Source organism: Streptomyces sp. NPDC059832, from assembly GCF_042731715.1.
Classification (GTDB): domain Bacteria; phylum Actinomycetota; class Actinomycetes; order Streptomycetales; family Streptomycetaceae; genus Streptomyces.
The window spans coordinates 380,420-402,425 of record NZ_JBHWIY010000001.1; the positions used below are offsets into that span (position 1 = coordinate 380,420).

Annotated in this window: 20 protein-coding genes and 2 pseudogenes; 11 read left to right on the forward strand and 11 right to left on the reverse strand. The window is 69.8% G+C overall.

Annotation, left to right across the window (positions count from 1 at the left end):
* The first annotated feature begins 32 nt into the window (after positions 1 to 32).
* Entirely contained in the window at positions 33 to 926 is an 894-nt protein-coding gene (locus ACFV8T_RS01220; protein WP_385323168.1) for an NADP-dependent oxidoreductase, read from the forward strand.
* Between the two features lie 80 nt (positions 927 to 1,006).
* On the opposite strand, the gene ACFV8T_RS01225 is transcribed toward ACFV8T_RS01220, so the two are convergent.
* The 6 genes and pseudogenes from ACFV8T_RS01225 to ACFV8T_RS01250 form a co-directional block, all read right to left on the reverse strand.
* Complete coding sequence (locus ACFV8T_RS01225) at positions 1,007 to 1,552, reverse strand: hypothetical protein (RefSeq protein WP_385323169.1); 546 nt, start codon at positions 1,550 to 1,552, stop codon at positions 1,007 to 1,009.
* A gap of 223 nt (positions 1,553 to 1,775) precedes the next feature.
* The gene (locus tag ACFV8T_RS01230) at positions 1,776 to 2,603 is read right to left on the reverse strand and encodes an SDR family oxidoreductase (protein WP_385323171.1); all 828 of its coding nucleotides are present in this window, start codon (positions 2,601 to 2,603) and stop codon (positions 1,776 to 1,778) included.
* Positions 2,604 to 2,728: 125 nt separating this feature from the next.
* On the reverse strand, positions 2,729 to 4,330 hold the full coding sequence (locus ACFV8T_RS01235; protein ID WP_385323173.1) for a hypothetical protein: 1,602 nt from the start codon (positions 4,328 to 4,330) through the stop codon (positions 2,729 to 2,731).
* Positions 4,331 to 4,555: 225 nt separating this feature from the next.
* Positions 4,556 to 5,434: pseudogene (locus ACFV8T_RS01240) on the reverse strand (haloalkane dehalogenase); the annotation flags it as partial.
* Between the two features lie 25 nt (positions 5,435 to 5,459).
* On the reverse strand, positions 5,460 to 5,864 hold the full coding sequence (locus ACFV8T_RS01245; protein WP_385323175.1) for a pyridoxamine 5'-phosphate oxidase family protein: 405 nt from the start codon (positions 5,862 to 5,864) through the stop codon (positions 5,460 to 5,462).
* Positions 5,861 to 6,554, reverse strand: a pseudogene (locus tag ACFV8T_RS01250) (NAD(P)-dependent oxidoreductase). The gene ACFV8T_RS01245 and the pseudogene ACFV8T_RS01250 overlap by 4 nt, the downstream one beginning before the upstream one ends.
* A 76-nt stretch (positions 6,555 to 6,630) precedes the next feature.
* On the opposite strand from ACFV8T_RS01250, the gene ACFV8T_RS01255 reads away from it, so the two are divergent.
* The gene (locus tag ACFV8T_RS01255) at positions 6,631 to 7,254 is read left to right on the forward strand and encodes a TetR/AcrR family transcriptional regulator (protein WP_385323176.1); all 624 of its coding nucleotides are present in this window, start codon (positions 6,631 to 6,633) and stop codon (positions 7,252 to 7,254) included.
* 141 nt (positions 7,255 to 7,395) lie between these two features.
* On the opposite strand, the gene ACFV8T_RS01260 is transcribed toward ACFV8T_RS01255, so the two are convergent.
* Both ACFV8T_RS01260 and ACFV8T_RS01265 read right to left on the reverse strand, forming a co-directional pair.
* Positions 7,396 to 8,187: a class I SAM-dependent methyltransferase gene (locus ACFV8T_RS01260; protein WP_385323178.1), complete on the reverse strand. Its 792-nt coding sequence runs from the start codon at positions 8,185 to 8,187 to the stop codon at positions 7,396 to 7,398.
* Between the two features lie 93 nt (positions 8,188 to 8,280).
* Complete coding sequence (locus tag ACFV8T_RS01265) at positions 8,281 to 8,568, reverse strand: transposase (RefSeq protein ID WP_385323180.1); 288 nt, start codon at positions 8,566 to 8,568, stop codon at positions 8,281 to 8,283.
* A 518-nt stretch (positions 8,569 to 9,086) separates the two neighbouring features.
* Here ACFV8T_RS01265 and ACFV8T_RS01270 point away from each other — a divergent pair.
* The 4 genes from ACFV8T_RS01270 to ACFV8T_RS01285 all read left to right on the forward strand — a co-directional run bounded on the left by ACFV8T_RS01270 (position 9,087) and on the right by ACFV8T_RS01285 (position 12,423).
* Complete coding sequence (locus ACFV8T_RS01270) at positions 9,087 to 9,761, forward strand: ArsR/SmtB family transcription factor (RefSeq protein ID WP_385323182.1); 675 nt, start codon at positions 9,087 to 9,089, stop codon at positions 9,759 to 9,761.
* Positions 9,758 to 10,495 carry an SRPBCC domain-containing protein gene (locus tag ACFV8T_RS01275; RefSeq protein ID WP_385323184.1) on the forward strand — a complete coding sequence of 246 codons (738 nt, stop codon included), beginning with the start codon at positions 9,758 to 9,760 and terminating at the stop codon, positions 10,493 to 10,495. The genes ACFV8T_RS01270 and ACFV8T_RS01275 overlap by 4 nt, the downstream gene beginning before the upstream one ends.
* 161 nt (positions 10,496 to 10,656) lie before the next feature.
* Entirely contained in the window at positions 10,657 to 11,229 is a 573-nt protein-coding gene (locus ACFV8T_RS01280; protein WP_385323185.1) for a dihydrofolate reductase family protein, read from the forward strand.
* 63 nt (positions 11,230 to 11,292) lie between these two features.
* Positions 11,293 to 12,423, forward strand: coding sequence for a GNAT family N-acetyltransferase (locus ACFV8T_RS01285; RefSeq protein WP_385323187.1), 1,131 nt, complete (start codon positions 11,293 to 11,295; stop codon positions 12,421 to 12,423).
* Positions 12,424 to 12,713: 290 nt separating this feature from the next.
* Here the strand turns inward: ACFV8T_RS01285 and ACFV8T_RS01290 are convergent, their stop codons facing one another.
* Both ACFV8T_RS01290 and ACFV8T_RS01295 read right to left on the reverse strand, forming a co-directional pair.
* A complete protein-coding gene (locus tag ACFV8T_RS01290; protein WP_385323189.1) occupies positions 12,714 to 13,718 on the reverse strand; it encodes a HEAT repeat domain-containing protein in 1,005 nt (334 codons plus the stop codon).
* Between the two features lie 5 nt (positions 13,719 to 13,723).
* The gene (locus tag ACFV8T_RS01295; RefSeq protein ID WP_385323628.1) at positions 13,724 to 14,392 is read right to left on the reverse strand and encodes a HEAT repeat domain-containing protein; all 669 of its coding nucleotides are present in this window, start codon (positions 14,390 to 14,392) and stop codon (positions 13,724 to 13,726) included.
* Between the two features lie 246 nt (positions 14,393 to 14,638).
* Here ACFV8T_RS01295 and thpR point away from each other — a divergent pair, with 246 nt between their 5' ends.
* The 3 genes from thpR (at position 14,639) to ACFV8T_RS01310 (ending at position 17,055) form a co-directional block, all read left to right on the forward strand.
* Positions 14,639 to 15,241, forward strand: a complete 603-nt coding sequence (gene thpR / locus ACFV8T_RS01300; protein WP_385323190.1) for an RNA 2',3'-cyclic phosphodiesterase — start codon at positions 14,639 to 14,641, stop codon at positions 15,239 to 15,241.
* 95 nt (positions 15,242 to 15,336) lie between these two features.
* A complete protein-coding gene (locus ACFV8T_RS01305; protein ID WP_385323192.1) occupies positions 15,337 to 15,459 on the forward strand; it encodes a DUF6461 domain-containing protein in 123 nt (40 codons plus the stop codon).
* A gap of 9 nt (positions 15,460 to 15,468) precedes the next feature.
* Positions 15,469 to 17,055 carry an oxidoreductase gene (locus ACFV8T_RS01310; RefSeq protein WP_385323194.1) on the forward strand — a complete coding sequence of 529 codons (1,587 nt, stop codon included), beginning with the start codon at positions 15,469 to 15,471 and terminating at the stop codon, positions 17,053 to 17,055.
* Positions 17,056 to 17,258: 203 nt separating this feature from the next.
* Here ACFV8T_RS01310 and ACFV8T_RS01315 read toward each other — a convergent pair whose 3' ends face one another.
* Positions 17,259 to 17,795: a hypothetical protein gene (locus ACFV8T_RS01315; RefSeq protein ID WP_385323195.1), complete on the reverse strand. Its 537-nt coding sequence runs from the start codon at positions 17,793 to 17,795 to the stop codon at positions 17,259 to 17,261.
* A 1,467-nt stretch (positions 17,796 to 19,262) separates the two neighbouring features.
* On the opposite strand from ACFV8T_RS01315, the gene ACFV8T_RS01320 reads away from it, so the two are divergent.
* Both ACFV8T_RS01320 and ACFV8T_RS01325 read left to right on the forward strand, forming a co-directional pair.
* Complete coding sequence (locus ACFV8T_RS01320; protein ID WP_385323197.1) at positions 19,263 to 20,237, forward strand: helix-turn-helix domain-containing protein; 975 nt, start codon at positions 19,263 to 19,265, stop codon at positions 20,235 to 20,237.
* Positions 20,234 to 21,613, forward strand: coding sequence for a hypothetical protein (locus ACFV8T_RS01325; protein WP_385323199.1), 1,380 nt, complete (start codon positions 20,234 to 20,236; stop codon positions 21,611 to 21,613). Before ACFV8T_RS01320 ends, ACFV8T_RS01325 begins: the two co-directional genes overlap by 4 nt.
* The last annotated feature ends 393 nt before the right edge of the window (positions 21,614 to 22,006 follow it).

The following is a 22,006-nucleotide window of genomic DNA, read 5'->3' on the forward strand; positions in this document are numbered from 1 at the left end:
AAAAGCTAACCGTTAGTGTTATGGTCCACCGCATGAAGAGAGTGAGCTTCGCCGAGTTCGGCGGTCCGGACGTCCTGCAACTCATAGATGCCGAGGAGCCCCACGCGGGCCCCGGCCGGATACGCATCGCCGTGCGGGCGGCGGGCGTGAACCCCGTCGACTGGAGGATCCGTGAAGGCCAGGTCCTGGGGGCCCATCCGATCGAGTTGCCCTCCGGAGTCGGGCTGGACGCCTCCGGGGTGGTGGACGAGGTCGGTGAGGGCGTCGAAGGGGTCCAGGTCGGCGACCGCGTGTTCGGCGAAGGTTCGAGCACGTATGCCGAGTTCGCCGTGCTGTCGGCCTGGGCCCGTATGCCCGAGGGGCTGACGTTCGAAGAGGCGGCCGGGTATCCCTCCGTGGTGGAGACCGCGCTGCGCGTCATCCGCGAGGTCGGTGTGCAGTCCGGGCAGACGCTGCTGGTCAGCGGTGCGTCCGGGGGAGTCGGATCGGCGGTGCTGCAGATCGCCCGTGACCGCGGCATCACGGTGATCGGCACGGCTGGGGCCGCGAACCAGGACTATCTGCGCGGCCTGGGTGCCGTCGCCACGACGTACGGCGAGGGCTGGGTCGAGCGGGTGCGGCAGCTCGGCCATGTCGACGCGGCTCTCGACCTGGCCGGCTCGGGCGTGATCCGCGAGCTCGTCGAGCTGACCGGGGATCCGCAGAAGGTGATCTCCATCGCCGATCTCGATGCGCCGGAGCTCGGTGTCCGATTCTCCGGCGTGGCCGGGAGCGTGCCGGAAGCGCTCGCCGAGGCCGTCGGCCTCATCTCACGAGGAGAACTCCACATCCCGGTCGAGAAGTCGTACACGCTCGCCGAGGCCGCGGCGGCGCACATCGACAGCCAGGCCGGTCACACACGCGGGCGGCGGGTCATGGTCGTCTGAGCCGTTTCCCGCGCAGTTGCACGGCCCGGCGGGCCGAATTCCTTGGTGGCGGTGAACTGTCGCGGACGCCTGACGGTGAATCACTCGGCGCCGTACCGCCTCTTGACGGCCACCACCTCCTGCACGGCCCCGGCACGCTCAAGCAGCATCGCACCGACCTCACGACCTTCGTGGTGGATGCGCAGTCGCGGGCCGTCGGCTACGACGCGCAGCTCCGGCCACGGGTGGTTCCACAGCAGGGCGGAGCGCTCCCACATCTGCATCCCGCGTGTGGTCAAGCGCAGTTGGTACTGCGGACTCTCGTAGAGCGAGGGTGGACTGTGGTCCACGTACGGCGGACGGACCGTGTACGTGCCGATGACGTTCTCCCCGGACTCCAAAGCCTCCGCCCGCACGGCGTCCTCGCGGCCCAGCCGCGCGCCGGCCCGGCCCGCGAGCACCGCCACCAGCGCGGTGACGGGGACCAGTACCCACCACGGCGGCGCGACCTCGGCCACTCGCCCGACGGCGGTCACCACCGCGATGAGCGCCGTCGCGGCGCCCGCGCACAGCCCGGCTCGCCTGATGCGCCGGGACCGTCCCTCAGCGGTGTCCCGTCCCGGCGCCGCTCGCCTGCTCCTGATCATCCGCAAGCCCCCAACCCCAACCCCAACCCCAAGCCCACTGGCAGCTCTCCTCACTCGAACTGCGATGGCGCGAACCTACTGGTCACCCATCTTCGGTGGCAACGCTCAACCTGCCCTGTCACAGGACGCTTTCCGCCCTGGTACGGCGGAGGCCGGTACCGTGGCGCGTCGTGACGCCGAGGGCCAGTGGGGAACTCACGGACTCCAGACCCGTACCGGGCCGTCACCCGGTGTGATCCAGGAACTGCCGAGCACCGCGCAGTGTGGTGCGCAGATACCGCTGGGTCGCCCGGCTGTCGAGGCGTACGTCGAGGGCGCCGGGATGTGTGCTGCGGGCCCGCAGGCCGGTGGGCAGCCGAGAGGCATCGAGGTCGTCACGCCTGGCGATGAGGGTGCCGAGCTCGTGACGGCTCAGGGCGTCGGGCCCGGCGAGATGGTGGATGCCGGCCGCGTCGCCCGAGGCCAGTTCCAGAAGGGCGGCGGCCAGGTCGGCGACGTGCACCGGACAGCGGATGTCGTCGGTGAACAGGGCGCCGTTGTGGGTGCCGGCGGCCAGTTCGTGTACGAGGTGCTCATGGACGGAGCGCCCGTAGCCGATGATCAGCGACGTGCGGGCGACAACGGCCTCCGGATGCACGACGAGGACGCCGGTCTCCGCTGCCGCCTTTGCTGCTCCGTACGGGGTGATGGGGTCGGGCAGGCAGGTCTCGTCGTAGTGGACTCGCGCACCGGAGAACACCGCGTCGCTGGACACCTGGACCAGGCGGCTGCCGCACTTCGCCGCGGCCATCGCGATCCGGACAGGGCCCTCGGCCGTAGTCGCCCAGTCGGCCTTGCCGCTCGATGCGTCGACGACGAGATGCGGGCGCACCTCGGCCATGACGGCGTCCAGACGTCCCGCGTGCCGCAGATCAAGGGCGTACCACTCGGCCTGGGAAGTGTCGCCGGGTCTGGTCGCGTAGGTCGCGGCTGTTGTGTGCCCGGCCGCTCTCGCCTGCCGGATCAGTTCGTTCCCCAGGAAGCCGCTGCCGCCGATGATCAGAGCTGTCATGTGCGACACGGTAGAGGTCCCGGTGGGTACCCGCGGTGGAGATGCCCGGCCTCGCTGCGAGGCCGGGCATGCTGGCGGTCTTTATGGGATCTGTGTTTGGGATCTCTGCACGGGATCCGGGAACCCTAGGTGACCGTCAGGGTCACCGCCCCACCCGGCATCGGGGTGTTGTTCGGGAAACCGAAGGACGAGGACTTGCCCGCCTGGTCGGACAGGCGCAGGGCGATGCCATACGTCCCGGGGGCCACGGCGGAGGGGAGTGGGAAGGAGAGGGTCAACGGGCCGCTGAAGGTCAGTGAGGCCCCGCCGGACACGGCCGGGATCCACTGCCCCGAGGAATCGATCAGGTAGATGTCGTAGCCGTTGACACCCGCGGTGGTGCCCGAGACGTTGACGGTGAGGTGGATGTCGGTGGAGTGTTCCGTTGCCGGGATGGTGGCGGGCGAGAGCGTGGCCCGGTCGATCTCGGGCAGCACCGTGTCGGGTGCCGAAGTGATCGTCAGGCCGGTCTCCGGTGCGCCGTACTTCGAGCCGTACAGGGCGACGTTCCCGGCGTTGTCCGTGATGATCATGCCGGTGATGCGGCAGGTGAAGACCTGCCGCGGCACGTCGTAGTCCACCGAGACGGTTCCGTCCGCCGCGGTCGTCGCCGTGGTGGAGGGCTGCCGGCAGCCGTTGACGCTGTTGGTGTCCACGACCGCCGACGCGACCCCTCCCGCGTCCCCGTGGGGCCGGAAACCGACCTTGATCGTCCGGGCGCCGTGCCAGGTGTCGACCGGGTTCGGCGTCGCCGTGAATCCGTCCGCGGAGAGCACGTCGTTGGAGGTGACGTGGACGGGCGCGGCCGAGAGGTTGTCGTAGGTGCTGGTGTTGCCCGCGTTGTCGGTGAGCTCGACCCGCGAGACGGTCCACGTGCCCGATGCCGCGTGCGCGGGGAAGGTCACGGACACGCGGCAGGACCCGGCGTCCGTCTGGCCCCACCCGATGTAGCCACAGCCCTGGTAGCCCTCGTCCCAGGTCCAGACGATGGCGAACGAGCCGGTCAGGTGCTGCCCGCCGGGGCCGGTCAGCGTCAGGGTGCCGCCGGAGATGCCGGCCTGGGCGTCGTGCACGTCGAGCTCGTAGGTCATGCTCGACGAGCCCTCACCGACGTAGACGTACGGCTGCCGTTCGTTGTCCACCGCGAGGTCGTCGTACGTCGGGCCCTGCGTGTCGGCGAGCGTCTTCGCCTCGAACGTGTGGTGGAACGCGCCCAGTTGGGCGGCGTCCCAGTCCAGCGAGGTGCCCTGGGTGTCCCACGCCTCTACGCGGGTGACGGCCCAGGTGACCGATGTCCCGGCCGCGTACTGCGGAACGGCCAGGGTCCACTCGTAGGTGGCCTCCTGAGGCGTCGAGCCGGGCACCAGGGTGATGTCCTGGCCGTAGGAGCCCACGTCGTAGGTCCCGACCAGCGGCACGCCCAGGTATGTGCCGGCCGTCGCGCCCTGGCGGCGCAGGTGGACCCGCGCGCTCATGCCGTCGGTCTCCGGGGTGGTGTCCGTCATCGTCCAGCGGAGCGTGACGGTCGTGCCGCCAGGCGTCGCGTCCACTGCGGACGGGGTGAAGTCCATGTCGGTGACGGCCATGTTGCCCGTCTCCTGCGCCGCCGCGGTCCCCGTGATCGGTGTCAGGGTCAGCGCGAGCCCCATCCCGATCGCCGCGATCATCCGTCTCAGTCGTATGCGCAACTTTGGGCCCCTCATTCTGTTTTCCGTCGTGTCCCCGTTGCCCGGGGCAAGCGGACTGTAACAGCGCAGTCACTGATCTGTTCGACTGTTTCCGTGCCGGCTCGTCCTCGCCCACGACCACCATCGGGGCCCGGCCGATGGGGATCTGCACGAGCCGCGACAGACGCGGCTCCAGGTCCCTCGCCGTGGGTCCGGAACGATCGGCACCGCCGGGATCGAGGAACCCTACCGGCGCGCCAGGCCGTGGCGGTCGGCCCAGGCGTTGATCGCCGCGGCCAGCTCCTCGGGGCGGTCCTCCGGGGAGTGGTGGCCGGCGGGGCCGTGGTGGGAGATCTCCAGGCCCGCGATGTTCTCCGCACACCAGGCCACCGTCCCCCGGTCGGTCATCGCCCCCGGGCCCGGCTCGAACGCGGCGAGCAGCTTGGGGACTTCGGGGCTGGCGGCCAGCCAGGCGTCGTAGCGCTCGACGCGGGCCACGACATCGGCGGGCTCGCCGTCCAGCGGCATCATGCGCGTCCACGCCAGTACCGGTCGGCGGCTGTGCGGGGTCGGGAAGGGGCGGCGGTAGACCTCCAGGTCGGCAGGGTCGAGCGGGGTGGCGAGCGTGTTCGGGAGCCCTTCGATGAACAGCGACTTCTCCAGGACCATCTCCTCGCCCACCCCGGGGGTCCGCAGGAGGGTGAACAACTCCCGCCCGGCCGCCGGGAACTCGTCGCCGACCAGCGGCTTGATGATCGTCTCGGTGAAGGCGAGGCCGCGGACGCTGCCCGGGAGACGGGCGGCGCGGTCGAAGGCGAGCGCCCCGCCCCAGTCGTGGCCTACGAGGACGGCCTCGGCCAGACCGAGGGCGTCGAACCAGGCGTCGAGATGGCGGGCGTGGTCGTCGAAGGAGTAGGCCAGGTCGGGCTTGCCGGAGTCGCCCATGCCGATGAGGTCGGGGGCCAGCAGGCGGCGGCCGGGCGCTGCCACCCCCGGCAGGACGTTCCGCCACAGGTGGGAGGAGGTGGGGTTGCCGTGCAGGAAGACGAACGGCAGCCCGTCGGGGTCGCCGGACTCGCGGTAGTGGAGGGTGGAGCCGAGGACGGGGAGGGTGGGCATCGCGGTGTCACTTCGCTTTCCGTATGGGAATTCAGAGGTTGAGGCTCAGGACGCGGTCGACGGCGATCTCGATGACGACCAGGTCCGGCGGGGCGGGCGGGGCCGCGCGGTAGCGGGCGGTGTAGCGGCGGACGGCCTCGGCCAGGTGCTCGGGGTCGTCGGTGACGGCGGCCCGGCCTTCGAGGGTGACCCAGCGGAAGCCGTCCGCCTGGCAGAGCGCGACACGAGCCGCCGGGCCGCCCGCCGCCACGTTCCGGGCCTTGCGCGCTCCCGCCCGGGTGGTCACCCGGACCAGGCCGGTGGCCGCGTCGACAGTGAAGCGGACCGGAGTGACGTGCGGGGTGCCGTCCGGGCGGAGGGTGGTGAGGGTGGCCGTGCGGGGGCGGGTGAGGAACGCCCGCGTGCCGGCCGGGAGTTCGACCGCCGCCCGGCTCACTTCTTCTTCACGCCCTCGTTCCAGATCAGCTTGGCGATGTTCGGCTTCACGGCCGTGGTGATGACGCCCATGGCCGTACGGACGTACCGCCGCTCCTCCAGCTCGCGCAGCATGCTCGCGGCCAGGTCGGCACGGGCGGTGAAGACGCCGTCGGCGCTGGTCTCGGCGGTGTGGTGGTCCGTGACGACGGGGTGCTCGAAGAGACCCGAGGGCCGGACGAGGGTCCAGTCGAGGTCCGTCCGACGGATCACGGCCTCCATGCGGCGCATGTCCTCGTGGAGGGTACGGCCGAGGCGTCGGTTCACCAGCGGGTCGAGCACATGGTTGAAGAAGTGGGCGCCGGTGGGGCGCCAGTCCGGGTCGGCGATGCTGGAGCTGACGGCGAGCAGCCGCTTGACGCCGTGGCGTGCCATGGCCCCGGTGATGGCAGTGGCGCTCGCCGAGTACGTGGTGATGGTCTGCTTGCTGAAGCGCGTGCCCAGCGCGGAGAGTACGGCGTCGGCGCCGTCGATCGCGGCATCGACGGCCGTCGGGTCGGTGGCGTCGGCGACGGCCACGGCGAGGCCGGGGCGCGCGGCGAGGGAGCCAGGGGCGGCGGGTCACGGCGACGACCTCGTGGCCGGCGGCGAGGGCCTGGTCGGTGAGGTGGCGGCCGGTCGGTCCGTTGGCTCCGAAGACGGCGATACGCATGGTGTCGGGTCATCCCTTCGTGTGGTTCGTGGAACGCCCTTGACTGTCCCGATCACCGAACGCAGGCTCAACGCTGATGAATAACGCCGCCCCCGCCCCCGCCCGCACCCGAGGCCGCCCCCGCGGCAACCCGCCGACCCGCGAGTCGATCGTCTCGGCGGCCCGCGCGCTGTTCCTGGAGCGCGGCTACCGGCGCACCACTCTGCGCGCGGTGGCCGGGGCCGCCGGGGTCGACCCGGCGCTGATCGCGTACCACTTCGGCTCGAAGAAGGGCCTGTTCGCGGACGTGATGCAGTTCCAGTGCGCCAACGCGCTGGCGGTGGACGCCGTCCTCGGCGGCGACCCGGCCACCCTCCCCGGCCGGCTGATCGACGCGGTGACGGACCTGTGGGAGGACGCCGACTTCCGACAGCTCACGGCCCAGGGCGACGAGGCCGCCGAGGCGATCCGCGAATACCTCGAACACGAGCTGCTGGCCCGGCTTGTTGAATTCCTCGGCGGCCGGGACGCGACCGCACGCGCCACGGCCGTGGTGACGATCCTTGGCGGCCTCATCTACACCCGCTACCTCAACCCCCTCCCCACCCCCGCGGCCCTCACCCCGTCCGAGACCCGCCACATCCTCTCCCCGGCGCTGCGCGCGGCACTGGCCCCGAGGCCGCGTGCCGCGGCAGACACCAACGCAGGCCGCCGGGGCTGACCGGCCTCCGGTGGAGGCGCCGTCCGGCCTCGACCACCGCAGCGCCGCCAGTGCCGCTGCGCGCCCCTCCGCACTCCGGCACCACTGGGACCGGCTACTCCCGAGACACGGCCGTCCCGGCCGGCCGGCCCCACGGCTGGGTCAGCCCGGCTTGACCGCCAGCGTCGCAAAATAGTGCGACATGTATTGAGCGGATGCGTTGGATTGGTGCGGCGCTTCCGCGAAGCCGGTGAGGACGAACCCCGCGGCGAGTTGCCCGCCGATCTGGTCGGTGAGGGTGTGGCTGTATTCAAGAGGGGCATCCGCGCCGAACTTCGTGGCGCGTTCCTCGGCGGAGTACTGCGTGACATCGCTGTAGGGCAGCTTGTGCACGACGATCAGCTCGCCGCGCTCGTCGAGCGCCTCGTGGTCGAACAAGTACACATCAGGGTTGAGGAAGCCCACGAGCAGAGTTCCGCCCGGTCGCAGGATGCGGAAGCACTCACGCCACACCGGTGCCAAGTCTGGTGCGAACAGGTTGGAGACCGGATGGAATACGACGTCGAATGTTGCGTCGCCGAAGGCGCTGAGGTCGCGCATGTCGCCCAGGACGGTGCGCAGCTCGAGTCCGTCGCGCGCCGCCACCATCTGGTCCTGGCCGAGCTGGCGGGGTGAGTTGTCGAATACGGTGACCCGCGCCCCTGCGGCGGCGAGGATCGGACCCTGCTGGCCACCGCCGGAGGCCAGGCACAACACGTCCTTGCCGGTCAGGTCCGTCGGCAGCCAGGAGCGGTCGACTGGCTCACGCCCGATGAGAACAATCGACCAGTCGCCCATGCGGGCGCGCTCGACATCCTCAGCACTCACCGGCCTCGACCACTCGTTGCCCTCTTGGACACACTTGTCCCAGGCTGCCCGATTGTGGGCAACGGGGTCGACAACAATGTCCTGCACGTTTAACTCCCTGCTACAGCCAAGCGGACACCTGCGGTACTGACAGTTCGGTGCCGCCAGCCAACACGATGGCAGGGTGCGGGCTCAACGAAATTAGCGGGCATCGAGGTGTCCACGGGCTCGACGGGTGGTCGCGCAGCGGGTGCGTAAGCGCTGGTTGCCGGGGTTGCGGAAGCCGTAGGCGTCGCGGGCGATTGTCTTGATGACCCGGTTGGTGCCTCCGGAGCCGGCGTTGGTGATCCCGGTGTGCAGGAACGCAAGGATCTCTGGCCACCATGTCTCGACGGTTGTGGCTGGGCGCTGCAGTTCGGGAAGGTCGGCGTCGGCATCGGCGGTAGAACCGGTACAGCAGATCGCGGACCCTACGAGAGCTGCCGGCATCTATCGGTCAGGGTCCACAGTGGAACTCCGCCCGGCGCTCAAACCCCCACAGATTCCGAAGAGCCCTCATGGTCCACCGGCCCACTGGTCACACGGTCCACGAGACCGACCCGGACGGCTTCGCCACTGCCGTCCGCGAGTTCCTCGGAAGCCTTGAGACGGACGCGCCAGTCCGGGATTGATCGCACAACGGAGCCGGGGCCTTCCGAACCGCGCCTGTCAGGGACGCGGGCCAACAGGACCCGGGACGGGACCGTCGAACCATCGGTCCCCACGCGTACTCGGACTCGGCCGGGAAGGTCTCCGCGACATCCGGCGGTGGGTGCGGAAACGGTCGGCCGTGGGATGGCGCTGCCGGCACGGAGACATCCGCGTCCTTGCCGACCCGAGACACACAGAAGCCCCGGACCGTACGGAAGCGGCGAACTCCGGGGCTTCGTGCTGAGATCCGCCGATCGGCCCGCACCGACAATATTTTTTGTCTTGACAAAATTATTAATCGGAAGGATTCTGGAACGGTGCTGGATGTCGCTGTGATCGAAGAACCCGCCGCGGCCGAGGCGTCCCTGGACCCGATACGGTCCCGGATCCTCGCCGCCCTGGCCGAGCCCGGTTCGGCCGCCATGCTGGCCGTCCGCCTGGGGCTGCCCCGGCAGAAGGTCAACTACCACCTCAAGGAGCTGGAGCGTCACGGGCTGGTCGAGCTCACCGAAGAACGTCGCAAGGGCAACGTCACCGAGCGGGTGTACAGCGCCACCGCCGCTTCCTACGTGATCTCCCCCAGCGCCTTGGTCGCCGTCAGCCCCGATCCATCCCGGTCTCCCGACCAGTACTCCGCCCGCTGGCTGCTGGCGCTGGGTTCCCGGCTGGTGCAGGAGATCGGCACATTGCTGACCGGCGCGGCCCGGGTGCGGCGGCGGGTCGCCACCTTCGGCATCGACGCCGAGGTGCGGTTCGCCTCCGCTGCCGACCGGACGGCCTTCGCCGATGAACTGGCCCAGGCGGTGGCGGCCCTCGTCGGCCGCTACCACGACGAGGCCGCCCCGGAAGGCCGGAGCCACCGAGTGATCGTCGGGCTCCACCAGATCCCCGCGCCGCAGCCCGGCCCCGACGCGAACGCGGCCGGCCCGCAGCAGCGATCCGGGGGGACGCACGAGACCGAACCCGAAGCAGGACAGGACTGCGCACCATGACACACCCATTCGAGATCGAGCTGGAGACGAGCCTCCCGGCGAGCCCGGAACAGGTCTGGGAGGCGATTGCCACCGGACCGGGGATCGACTCCTGGTTCATGGGCCGCAACGAGGTGGAGCCACGCGAGGGCGGGTCCGCGTCCATGGAGACCGGGGGCCACCGGGAGGAGGCGGTGGTCACCGCCTACGAGCCCGGAAAACGCTTCGCGACCCGCACGGCCACCGCCGAGGACGGCCGCTTCATGGCCTTCGAGTACCTGATCGAGGGGCGGGGCGGCGGCAGCACCGTGCTCCGCGTCGTTCACAGCGGACTGCTCGGCGACGACTGGGAGGACGAGTACGACGCCCTGCGCCGAGGCTGGCCCTTCCACCTCCACACGCTCCGCGAATACCTGACGCACTTCCCCGGGCGCACCGGCGTTCCCGTCTTCGCCCTGGCGCCGTCCGGCGGGCGATCGGCACCGGAGGTACGGGCGGCACTCGCCCGAGGGCTTTCGCTGCCGAGCCCGATCCCCGTCGGCTCGCAGACACACGCCGCGCCGGCCGGTCTGCCGCCACTGGATGGTGAAGTCGTCTGGTCCGACGACGAACGCATGGAGCTCCGCACCGCCGACGGGATCTACACCTTCCACCACGGCTCCGGCATGGTGCTGATGTTCCACCACCTGTTCGGCCCGGACACGGACAGCGCCGAGGCCGCCTGGCAGCAGTGGCTGACCGGGCTCCTCGGCTGACTCCGCGCAAGCCACTCAGGCCGCCGGTACGCGCGGCGTGTGCCGGGTCCCGATGCAACGGAAGAGCTCCTGATGCGGCGCTCCGGGATACGTCATCCCTAAGGGCTGTCCGAAGCGGCAGCAAGCAACCGAAAACCAGACACGAGACACCGAGGATCCTCATGCGTCCCCTGATCAGCACCGCTTTCATCTCGCTTGACGGCGTCGTGGAGGGCCCCGGCGGCGAACCGGGCTACCGAAACTCCGGATGGACCTTCAAGGACGTCGAGTTCGTCCCCGAGGCGTTCGAAATCAAGGGGCGGGAGCAGAAGGAATCCACCGCGATCCTGATGGGCCGGATCAGCTACGAGGCGTTCAGCCCGGTGTGGCCGGACATGGAGGAATTCGCCGACTACAGGGCGATGCCGAAGTACGTCGTGTCCACCACCCTCACCGACGACGGCCTTGTCTCGAACTGGGGCGAGACCACCCTCCTGCGCTCGCTCGACGAGGTCGCCGCACTGAAGGAGACCGAGGGAGGCCCGATCATCGTCCACGGCAGCGCCACCCTCAACCACGCCCTGTCCGACGCGGGCCTGATCGACCGCTACCACCTGCTCGTCTTCCCGCTGCTGCTCGGCGCCGGCAAGCGACTGTTCAGCACCACGGACAAGGACACCCAGAAGCTGAAGCTGGTCGAGTACGAGGCCTACTCCAACGGTCTGCAGAAGAACGTCTTCGACGTCGTCCGCTGACAGGGCTCCGACTCCCGCCCTGCCGTCGCCCCCTCCTCACGGGTGGGCATAGGGTGCCGCGTCGTGAACACTGACATACCTGATGAGCGGCTGCTCGCCATGGCGAGTACAGCCGGATACGGCGAGTCCGCCGCTGCCCTGGCCGAGCAGTACGAGAGCGTTTCGTTGGACGAGGTGCACCGGGAAGTGCTTCACCTTTTCCCGGCGCAGCCGAGCAGGGTCCTGGACATCGGGGCGGGAAGCGGGCGTGACGCGGCGGCCCTGGCTGCACGGGGACACCGGGTCGTCGCCGCGGAACCCACCGCCGAGCTGCGCGAGCTGGGCGAGCGTATCCACGCAGGACAGGACATCGAGTGGGTCGACGACGCCCTCCCCGGCCTGCCGACCCTGACCAGCCAGGGGCGTCGCTTCGACCTGGTCCTGCTGACCGCGGTCTGGATGCACCTGGACGAGCAGGAGCGGACGGCGGCCATGGCCACCCTGGTCAGCCTGCTCGGCAATGCCGGTCAGGTGGTCCTCTCGCTGCGGCATGGTCCTGTCCCCGCCGGTCGCCGCATGTTTCCTGTCTCCGCGCAGGAGACGATCGAGCTCGCCCAGCGGCAGGGTCTGGAGGTCGTGCACCTTGCCCACCGCGAGGATCCGCACGGGCGCACCGATGTCTCCTGGAGCTATTTGGTCCTGCGGCACGCGCCACTGCACCATCGACAGGCGGACGAGCGCGATCTGTCCGCCCTGGTCCGACTGCGGGACGACGCGGCGCGCTGGCAGATTGCCCAAGGCATCGACCAGTGGAAGCCCGGGGAACTCGACATCGAGCACTTCCGCACACGACTGCACGACGGCGAGGTCTGGATCGCCGCCCTCGGGCCGCACGGACCGATCGCCGGGGCCTGGGAGTTGTGGTGGGACGACCCCGCCGCCTGGGGGCCACAGTCTCCGAACGCCGGATACGTCCACCGGCTCATGACCGACCGTCGCGTCGCACCGTCAGGCACCGGGCGGCAGATGCTGGCCCAGGCCGAAGCCCGCATCGCCGCCGCGGGCCGGCAGATCTGCCGACTCGACTGTCTGGCCGACAACTACCGGCTCCGGGAGTACTACGAGACGGCCGACTACAACGTCGTCCGTGAGCACACAAAGGACGGCGGACTCGGCCACATCTACGCAGTCACGCTGATGGAGAAACGGCTCTGACCCGCAAGAACGCGAAGCACCGGGTTCCTGCGGACCGCGTCTGTCAAGGACGCGGGCCGGCAGGGCCCGGTGCCGCACGGACCAGCGCCACCCAGCTCCCGTGCCGGCGCGGACACTCCACCCCGCACGAGCCTGATCCCGATGTCACCCGATGGGGGTGGCTCCCGTTCACCTTGACGATCATGGATCTGTGTCGTTGCCCGTCCCCATCCCCATGCCCATGCCCATCACTGATGAGCGTGCGAGCAGATGCCTTGGTCAGGGCTCTCACCAACTGGGGGACGGATCCATCATCGTGCGTCTCGCAGTCCGAGAATGTACGTCGCGGTGAGGGCAACGGCACGGTCCTCGTCATGGGACAGATCCGCGAGGGCACGCAATGCTGTGGTTCCCGGGATGTCCGCGAGCGCCTGCGTCAGCCGTCGGCGTGCGGACGGTTCAACGGAGCCGTGGGCGAGGCGGTCAACGAGCCCGGTAGCGATCTGATCCGCCAACGCGGGACGACTCGCCAGCGCGCCCAGCGCATCGGCCGCATCGGCGTCATTCGTATCCTCCACGACCATGTCGATGAGCGTCGGGACCGCGTCGGCTGCTCCACGGGCCCCGAGCGCCAGGGCCGCATACCTGCGGACCACGACGTCGGGGTTCGCGAGAGCGCCATGCAGCAGCGCGGTCGCCTCGTCGCTCGGAATCTCGGCGATGGACTGGACAGCACGCTTCCGCACTTCGGCCGCTGGTGAGCCGAGGCCCTCCGCCAGCAGCGCCGATGCGTCATCGCCCGATTGCGCCAAAGCCCATCGAAGGGCTCCGGCGACGATCGGGTCCGTCTCGCTCAGTGCTGCCTCCACCAGTGCCTCCACCGGCACCGGAACCTCCTCGACCGAGGACAAGGCCGCGCGCTGGCGCGTCCCGGCGCTCTTCGACCCCAACGCCTGGAGGAGCGCGACGATCTGGAGGACGTCCTCCCAGCCGGCGGGTTCCGCGGCACCGATCCGACCCAAGCGCGTGAGCAGCTCCGTCTCATGTGCGATGCGTTCTCGCGTCTGGCGGATGAGGTCGTCGACGAGGTCCGGGGGCGTGAAGCCGGGATCATCGAGCGCGCGCCCGACTTCACGCAGCGACAGCCCCAGTGACCGCAGGCTCTCGATATGGAAGATCCGTCGGATGTCCTCGCCTGAATACTCTCGGTAGCCGGCGCCGGTACGACCCGTCGGCCGCACCAGGCCGAGCGCGTCGTAATGCCTGAGCATGCGGGCGCTGACCCCGGACCGTCGTGCCACATCACCGATCAACACTGCTGTCACTCCTCCTGGCCGGTCCTTCCGAGGACTACGATGCGCTTCGCCTCCTCGATCGCGAACTCGAATCCGGCATCCGGGTCGCGCAACAGCCGCTCCGTGGCGATTGCGTGGGCGCGCACTCGGGGGTCGAGATCCGTCATCGCAGCGTGCAGAGTCGGCAGGATCACCTCACCGAGCGCGATCAGCGCCCGGCTGAGACTCAGCTGTGTCTCACGTTCGCCGCGTCCGAGCTGTGCCGACAACACCGCGGCCAACTCGGGCTCTTCACCCTCGGGCACGAGTGCGACCGCTGCCCGCCAGGCGCTCCGCGCCACCTCGTCGTCGGCGTCGGACAGGACCGCCCGTGTGATCGCCGGCCACGCTTGCCGATCCCCGATCTTGGACAGTGTGTGCAAGGCCTGGCTCCGTGCCTGCGTACGCTCCGAGCGGACTTCATCGATGAGCTCCGGGACCGTCAGCGAGGCCGAGTGGCGAGTGAGTGCCCACGTAAGCATTTCGCGCACGTAGAACTCGGGTTCGATGGCGCATCTCTCGATGAGCGTGTCGATGAATCGTGGGTCGGGGGTCGTACCGACCGCCAGCGCCGCCCGCAGCCGTACTGCCGAGCGGCTGTCCGCCAACCCCCGGACAGCGCGCATCGCATCGGTGTCCTGTTTCGCCATGGTCATCGGGACCACCTCCTCGGCCACAGTGAAGACCTTGTCACTGTGCCAAGGTCAAGCGCCGGGGTGCACCATGCGGGGCTTCCCCGGCGGCCGGACCGGTGGCAACCGGTACCGGTACTCGGCCTCGGCACGGGGCGGGCTGCCGACCTCGCGGCGCCGCCCCACCGGGACGAGCTGATCGCCGCGACCGCTTCTCCTGCAGTACCCGGGCCTTCGCATCCACTACCCGGATGCGGTACGAAGGCCGATGTGAACGATCAGAATCAGCCCGCGACTGTGCGCGTGTTCATCGCCCTCGCCCCGCCCGACCACGCGAAGGAAGAACTGGCCCGGGAACTGCGCACCGCCTATGACACACACCCTCAGATGCGGTGGAACCGCATCGAGGACTGGCACATCACCCTGGCGTTCCTCGGGGAGCTACCGGTCGAGACAGTGCCGGCCCTGCGTCCGGCTCTCGCCGACCTCGCGGCGGACCACCAGTCACTCCGTTTGGCACTGCGCGGCAGCGGAGTCTTCGACGACCGGGTGCTGTGGAGCGGAATCGACGGAGACCTCGACGAGCTGCACATGCTCGCCGCCGATGTGCGTACCGCCGTGAAGAATTGCGGTGTCACCTTCGAGGAACGACCCCTGCGCCCCCATCTGACGTTGGCCCGTGCCCGCCGAGGAGATCGATCCTCGGCAGAAGAAATCGCCGAGAGGCTCGCCGGATTCACCGGTAGCCGATGGTCTGCCGAACGGCTGCACCTGGTCGGCAGCAACGTCGGCCGTAGCCGAGGACCGATCCACTACCGCGACATCGAGGCCTGGGCCCTCGGCAACGGGAATCCCACCGGATCCCGGGGGTGAGGGGGCGTGGCCGGTGAGTGGGCCGCCGGGCTGCCGGGCCGGGGTCCGGCCCGACGCGGACGTCCTTGTCAGTGGTGACAGGCAGACTGTGGCGCATGACTTCGGCGACCGCACATGACTACGCCTGGATACGGTCCTCCCCGTTCTTCCACTATGCGCTGGAGACCGGGTACGCCCTGACCCTGGGTCTTGTCGTGGGTGGGCCCGAACCGGGATGATCTTGGATCATGCGTCTCGACGAACTCAACGCTGGTGAACGTCAGTTGTGGAACTCCATCGCCCGGGGCGGCGTTGTCGATGTCCGCGACGCCCCGCAAGCGGCCGAACCCGTAGTGCGGGCCGAGGTCATCGCGGCGCTGCTGCTGGGCGCCGGCGCCGACCCCGCCCCGGGCGACCGCCCGGCACTGCGCCTGACCGGCGCCCGCGTCACGGGCAGGCTGGATCTGCAATTCGCCGAGATCCCCGTGCCGGTCGTCCTGGACGAATGTCGCTTCGACGAAGTGCCCCTGCTCCGGGGCGCCAGGATCCGCGAGCTGGTCCTCACCGGATGCGCCCTCCCGGGGCTCGCCGCCGACGCGGCCCAGATCGACGGCCGACTGGTCCTGTCCCGCTGCCACCTGACCGGGCCCCTCGTACTCACCCGCTCCCAGATCCACAGCGACCTGGACCTCCGCGACACCGTGATCACCGCGCCCGGGACCGAGGCGATATCCGCGGTCCATCTCGTCGCGGGCGGCGACGTGCTGTGCACCGACCTGGCGGTCCGGGGAGCCTTCCGCTGTACCGGCGCCGCCGTCTCCGGCGAGTTCGATTTGGAGGGCGCCTCCCTGAGCAACCCCGGCGGCCACGCCCTGGACGCCTACCACGTCCGGATCACCGGGGACTTCACCTTCCACCCGGGCTTCAGCGCCGAAGGGCGGATCATACTCTCCGGTGCCACGGTCGCGGCGGCGATCGGATTCTGTGGGGCCCGGCTGAACAACACCGGCGACGTTGCGCTGGAGGCCGTTGACGTCACAGTCGCCCGTAACTTCGACCTCGGCCGAGGGCTCCGCGTCGACGGCGGCATCAAGCTCGACGGCAGCAGCACCGGCACGCAGCTCAGCTTCCGCGATGCCACGCTGTCGAATTTCGGCGGCACCGCCCTGTCCCTGCGGCTGGCTCGCGCCCGGGAGACCGATCTGCGCACCCGGCAGCCGATCGACGGCACCGTCGACGCGAGCAATGCCCAGCTGGGCACCCTGTACGACACCCCCGACACCTGGCCCGCCGACCTCCGACTGGCCGATACCACCTACGACGCACTCGCCATCCCCCTGACAGCCACCGAACGGCTCGACTGGATCCGGCGCAGCACCGACGCCTACCTCCCCCAGCCGTACGAGCAGCTCGCAACCGCCTACCGACGGCTCGGACACGAGGACGAAGCACGCACGGTGCTCCTCGCCAAGCAGCGCCATCGCCGTGCCATGCTCCCCCTGCACACCCGCGTCTGGGGCTACATCCAGGACACAACCGTCGGCTACGGCTACCGGCCACTCCGCGCCGGCCTCTGGCTCATGGCGCTGCTCGCCTGCGGCGCACTCTTCTTCGCAGCCCATCCGCCCGCACCTCTCGAAGCGGAGAAGGCACCGCCGTTCAACGCCGTCGTCTACGCGCTCGACCTGCTCGTCCCGATCACCGCCTTCGGACAGGACGTCGCCTTCGCACCACGAGGCACCGGTCAATGGCTCGCCTACGCGCTGACCGCTGCAGGGTGGATCCTGGCCACGACCGTCGCCGCCGGCATCTCACGGGCGATCACTCGCCAGTAACGAAGCGACAGCCACGTCATGACGCGGTACGCACGCTCAGGTTCCCTGCCCGTAAGGAACCGGCCGAGGCGTAGCGCGACTGCGGTCGGCCCCCGCTGTCAGGTCGTGACGGGTCGCCGGGCCAGTACTCGGACCTTGACGCCGACCACGCCCCCCCCCGGAGCCCAGGGATATGGGGCAGGCTCAGGCCGAGATGCTGCGCGTCAGTCCTGGTCCGTCGTGGACAGGGCTTCGGTGACCATGCGGGTGGCGAAGTCGCGGTCGCCGGTGAGCCGGTTGATGTGCTCCGCGAGCAGCAAGGCCGTGGCTTCCAGCGAATTCATCTCGTTCTCGGTCCAGTCTCCGTACTGCTTGCGCCACAGGCTGGGGCTCAGGCCGGTACCGGCTGCGACGACCAGCCCGGCCATGGTGGGGATTGCTTCGGGACGGATGCTCTTGGGCATCATGCGCATCGAGGCCACGAAGCCGGGCACCACGTACTCGATGACGTCCCTGTCGTGCTGTTCGTAGGCCATCCGCAGCCACTGCATGAACATGTAGATGAGCGTGCACGCGCCGTCCAGCACGTCATTGGCTTCCTCGGGACCCAGTGACGCGGCGAATTGGTCCGTCAATTGCCGCTGTTCGGGGTCGGTCCCGGGCTGGCCGTCGTAGACGGCTTTGAGCCGAGAGTCGATCGCCATGAGCGCCACCCCCACATCGCCGGCAGGAGCGTACTGGGGGTCGCAGGGTGATGACACAGGATTCCTCCTCGGGTGACCGTGGGCAATACGGCGTGTTCGTACGGTAGCCGCTGGCGAGGTGGCGGTCCGGCGATCCCGCTGGGGCTCCTGGGGCTGCAACCCGCTACGGAAGGGTGCCCAAGTACCGGACGTCCTCGGGCGCTTCGGCAACGGCGCGGTGCCGGGCGGAGCGGGCCATCCGGGCGGGACACCCGGCCCGTACGGCATGGCGCTCAGGGCCCTGACGACCCGCGGGCGATGCTGATGGCTTTCCGTGCAGGAGAGGCCCGTGAGCGATCCCAGCCCCCGAGTGCCCCCGAGGCCGGCATCCGCAGTGACAGGCGATGGCATTCCCGCTCCCGGGGTCATCGGCGTCGGGCTCGCCGCAGTGCTGACGTTCGCGCTCGCCGAGGGCTCGTGGCAGTGGTTCGCCACCTGGCCGGCACCGGGACCGGCGGCCCAGACGCGCTGGAGCACGTTCTACGGATCGGAGCCGGTCAGACACCCTGGGCGGCGAGGGGCTCGCTACTACCCCGCGAAGGCAGGTGGTATTCAGAAAAGGCCGCCCGAAAACTCGCCATCTTCCATGCGCGGTTCACACGCCTTCGGCATATGCGAAGCCCCTTCGACTTCCGGCCAAAGTGCGGTCCCGGAGCCCTTGACGGCAAGGTTTCGTAAGCCAAAAGAGTGCTCGATACCTTGAGGATTCGTTCGACGTCAGTTCTACGAGTTTCAGCCGTGATCCTTCGGGGCCTCACTGCCTCCGTCACCTCGCTGTTATGTTCTTGCGGGCGTCGGCTCCGGGGAGTAGAGGCAGCGGCGCAGGCGGTACTGGCGACATCACTCATGATCGGAGAGGTGGCACGGTGGCCTGGAAGGGAAGACTGCACACGGGGCGCGTGCGCCGCGCAAGAGGTCACATTCCCGGGTTCGGGAGAGCAACCACACGCCACGCCGACCGGATTGCGTCTGCGAGAGGCCGGGCATAAACCCCGTCAGAGAGAGCGGCGCGGCCCCCAGGGCCGTGTCAACGTGTTCATTTCCGCCGCGAACCCGGGTGAGACCGCCGGGGTTCACCTGCGGCCACGACACAGAGCGGTCGACGCCGTGATCCGCGCGGTCGACCGGCCTTCCGCATGCCAGGTGCAAGTCCCTTTCTGATGCGGGGAGTTGTCCGGAAGCCGGCTGCGGCGAAGGCAACCCACCGGTCGACAACCCATCGGCCGGCAACCCATCTGCGGACAACCCACCGGCCGACAACCCATCGGCCGACGGCACATCGGAGAAGACAAACAGTCCTCGTACACGGCCAGATGCGGACATGCTCCGGGCCGCCTCCGGGCGCGGGCGCATGTCGTCACAGCTCGAGAGGGGTCAGGAAGCTTGCTCGACGAACCGGACTCAGAGATCCACACGATGCCCGTGGCGTCCCTGCTGCCGTCGGATTCACCGCGTCTCGGGGGCTTGTGTCACGACCACGCACAGGTGCTCGCGGAGAGCGGCAGAGAGCTCGAACCGATCCTCGTGCACAGGGCCACCGGCCGCGTGGTCGACGGAATGCACCGGCTGCGCGCCGCGATACTGCGCGGCGCGCGCGACCTGCCCGTCCGCTATGTCGAGGGCTCGTCGGCCGACCTGTTCGTCCACTCCGTGGCGGCCAACACCCGCCACGGACTGCCCTTGACCCTCAAGGACCGCAGAGCGGCCGTCGTCCGTATCCTCGCCTCCCATCCGCACTGGTCCGACCGGGCCATCGCGGCGGTCAGCGGGGTCTCTCCCAAGACCGTGGGGGCCGCCCGAAGGAGATGTTCGAGTGAGGAATCTCCTCACTCGAAAGACGGCGACGACACGAGCGGCGTGAGCGAGGCGACCGCTCGCGTCGGCAGGGACGGCAGGGTCCGTCCCGTCGACATGTCGCAGCGCCGCGAGAAGGCCCGCCTCCTGCTCGCGGAACGCCCGCAGGCCACGCTCCGGGACGTCGCCGAGGAGGCGGGGGTCTCCATCAGTACGGTGCACCGGATGCGCCGCGCGGCATCGGCCCACCCCGCCGATACGGGCCGGGACGGGGAGGCCGCACCGGCCTCCTCCCCGGGGCCCGTGCCGGGGGAGGGGGCCCGGACCGGCCCCGTTGTGGTCGCCTGCCAGGAAGGCCCACTGCGGAGCGTCTCCGAGCGGGCCGAGCCCTCGGCGGAGACCGCGCGCACCCAGCCGCGCGCCGCCGTCTCCCTCTACCGCGACCCCTCGATCCGCTTCACGGACAGCGGGCGCGCGCTGCTGCGCTGGCTCAACGGCCAGAGCAGTGAACTGGCCATGGGTGAACGTCTGCTGGCGTCGGTGCCGCCGCACTGCATGCGGGCCGCCGCCGAGGTGGCACGGCACTACGCCAGGGAGTGGGAACGGCTCGCCGACACACTCCAGCGCAACGAGCGGCTCAACAACAACCTGCGGGAGGCCCGGTGAGCCTCCTGGCCCAGGCGGCGTCCACCGGCGACGCCGTCGCCCTCACACCGTTCGTCCTCGCGGTCGCCGGAGTCCTCTTCCACCAGGTCAGCCGGTTGTGGGAGCAAGGGCTCTCCGGGGTGGCGTACCACTACGCGCCCGTCCTCGTCGTCCGGCTCCCGCGCTGGGCGACCGTCGTCGCCCAACTGGTCGCGCTCCCCGCCGCGCTGGCGCTCGCCCTCGTCCCGCAGTCGCTCACGGCGCGCGTCGTCACGGTCGCGCTGCTCGTCCTGTGGATGGTGTCCACCCAAAGACGCCTGGCCGACCACGCCCTGCTCGGGGTCGTCGCGGCGGCGCTCTTCGCGTTCGTGCCGTGGGAGCTGCACGGGGCGGTCGCCCGCGATCTGCTCATCGGCGTCTACCTCTCGGCGGCGCTGCTCAAGATCAACGAGGAGTATCTGGGCAGCGAGCGCAGCGCCGGACGCGTCGTGACGGCGCACTACCTCGGGCTGCTGGGGCTCAAGCCGTCCGCCCGGCTCCTTCGCCCCGCTCCCTACGGGGTGATCGCCCTCGAACTCGCCGTCGGGATCACGCTGTTGGTGCCGGGGCTGGAGATATGGGGCCTGTGCGCCGCGATCCTGATGCACGGCGCGTTCGGGGTATCCGGGAACTTCCCGTTCTCCGTCCTCGCCCTCGCCCTGTGGGTGATCGCCCTCACCGCACGGGACTCGGTGGCCATCGACCCCGGCGGCGGGCCGCTCCTGTGGGCGTCCGTCGCGGGCAGCGCCCTGATCGCCCTCGCGCTGGGCAGAACCGCCTCCGGGCGCCGCTCCGTCAGCTATCTCGGCAAGGACCTGTTCCAGGGCCTGGTCTACGGATATCTGTGCGGCCTCGCCCTGAGCGCCCAGCCCTTCGCGGCCCTGCCGACCGGCACCGGAGCCCTGGTCACCCACCTGCTCGTCGGGGGCGCCTTCCTGCTCAACGTCGCGCTGGTGCCGGCCGGTCTGAAGCTGGAGTGGAGCTTCGCGATGTTCTCCAGCCTGCGCCCCTTCGGGCGGTCCTGGCTGGAGCGCAGACCCCTGGTCGACCTCCCGCGCTACTACTCCCTCACGCTCCCCGCGCGCATCCCCAAGACGCTGCTGCGCGAGGTGGAGCCCCGGTTCATCTTCCTGGTGACCCGCGACGAGAACGTCGTCCACGAGTCCGTGGCCTTCTGCCTGGAGGAGTCCGCGCGCAAGTGCCGTACGAGCTTCACACCACGCCTCATGGCGCTCGCCGAGGACGCCAGGGAACTCACGCCCGTCGGCGCCACGGGCGACGAAGCACCGCCGCGACGCCGTCTCCTCACCTATCCCGCGGTCGTTCCGAAAAGCCTTGACCGGCGTTACCTCGCCTGAATCGACGCTATTTCCAGAAACACGACCTAGGCAGTATTTGAATCTCTCGGTATTGTCCATTCGGGCTCGTGAGAGCGGGCCGTACTTTCCTACCTGAGATTGGGAGACTGATATGCAGCAGGAAATGACGCAGGAGACCGTCAGCGCGACCGAGGAGATCACGGCGGGCGACTTCGAGACGCTCTTCGGCGACACCCCGCTGACCATCACCGACAGCGAGGTCAAGAACTAACTCGCTGCACAGGTGATGCAGAACACCGCTTGAGGGGTGTGGGGGGGGGGGGGGGGGGGCCCCACCCCCCCCCCCCCCCCCCCCCAAGCCCCCCCCCCCCCCCCCCCGTAAAATCCCCCCCTCCCCCCGACCCCCCCCCCCCCCCCCCCCGCGTGTTCCCC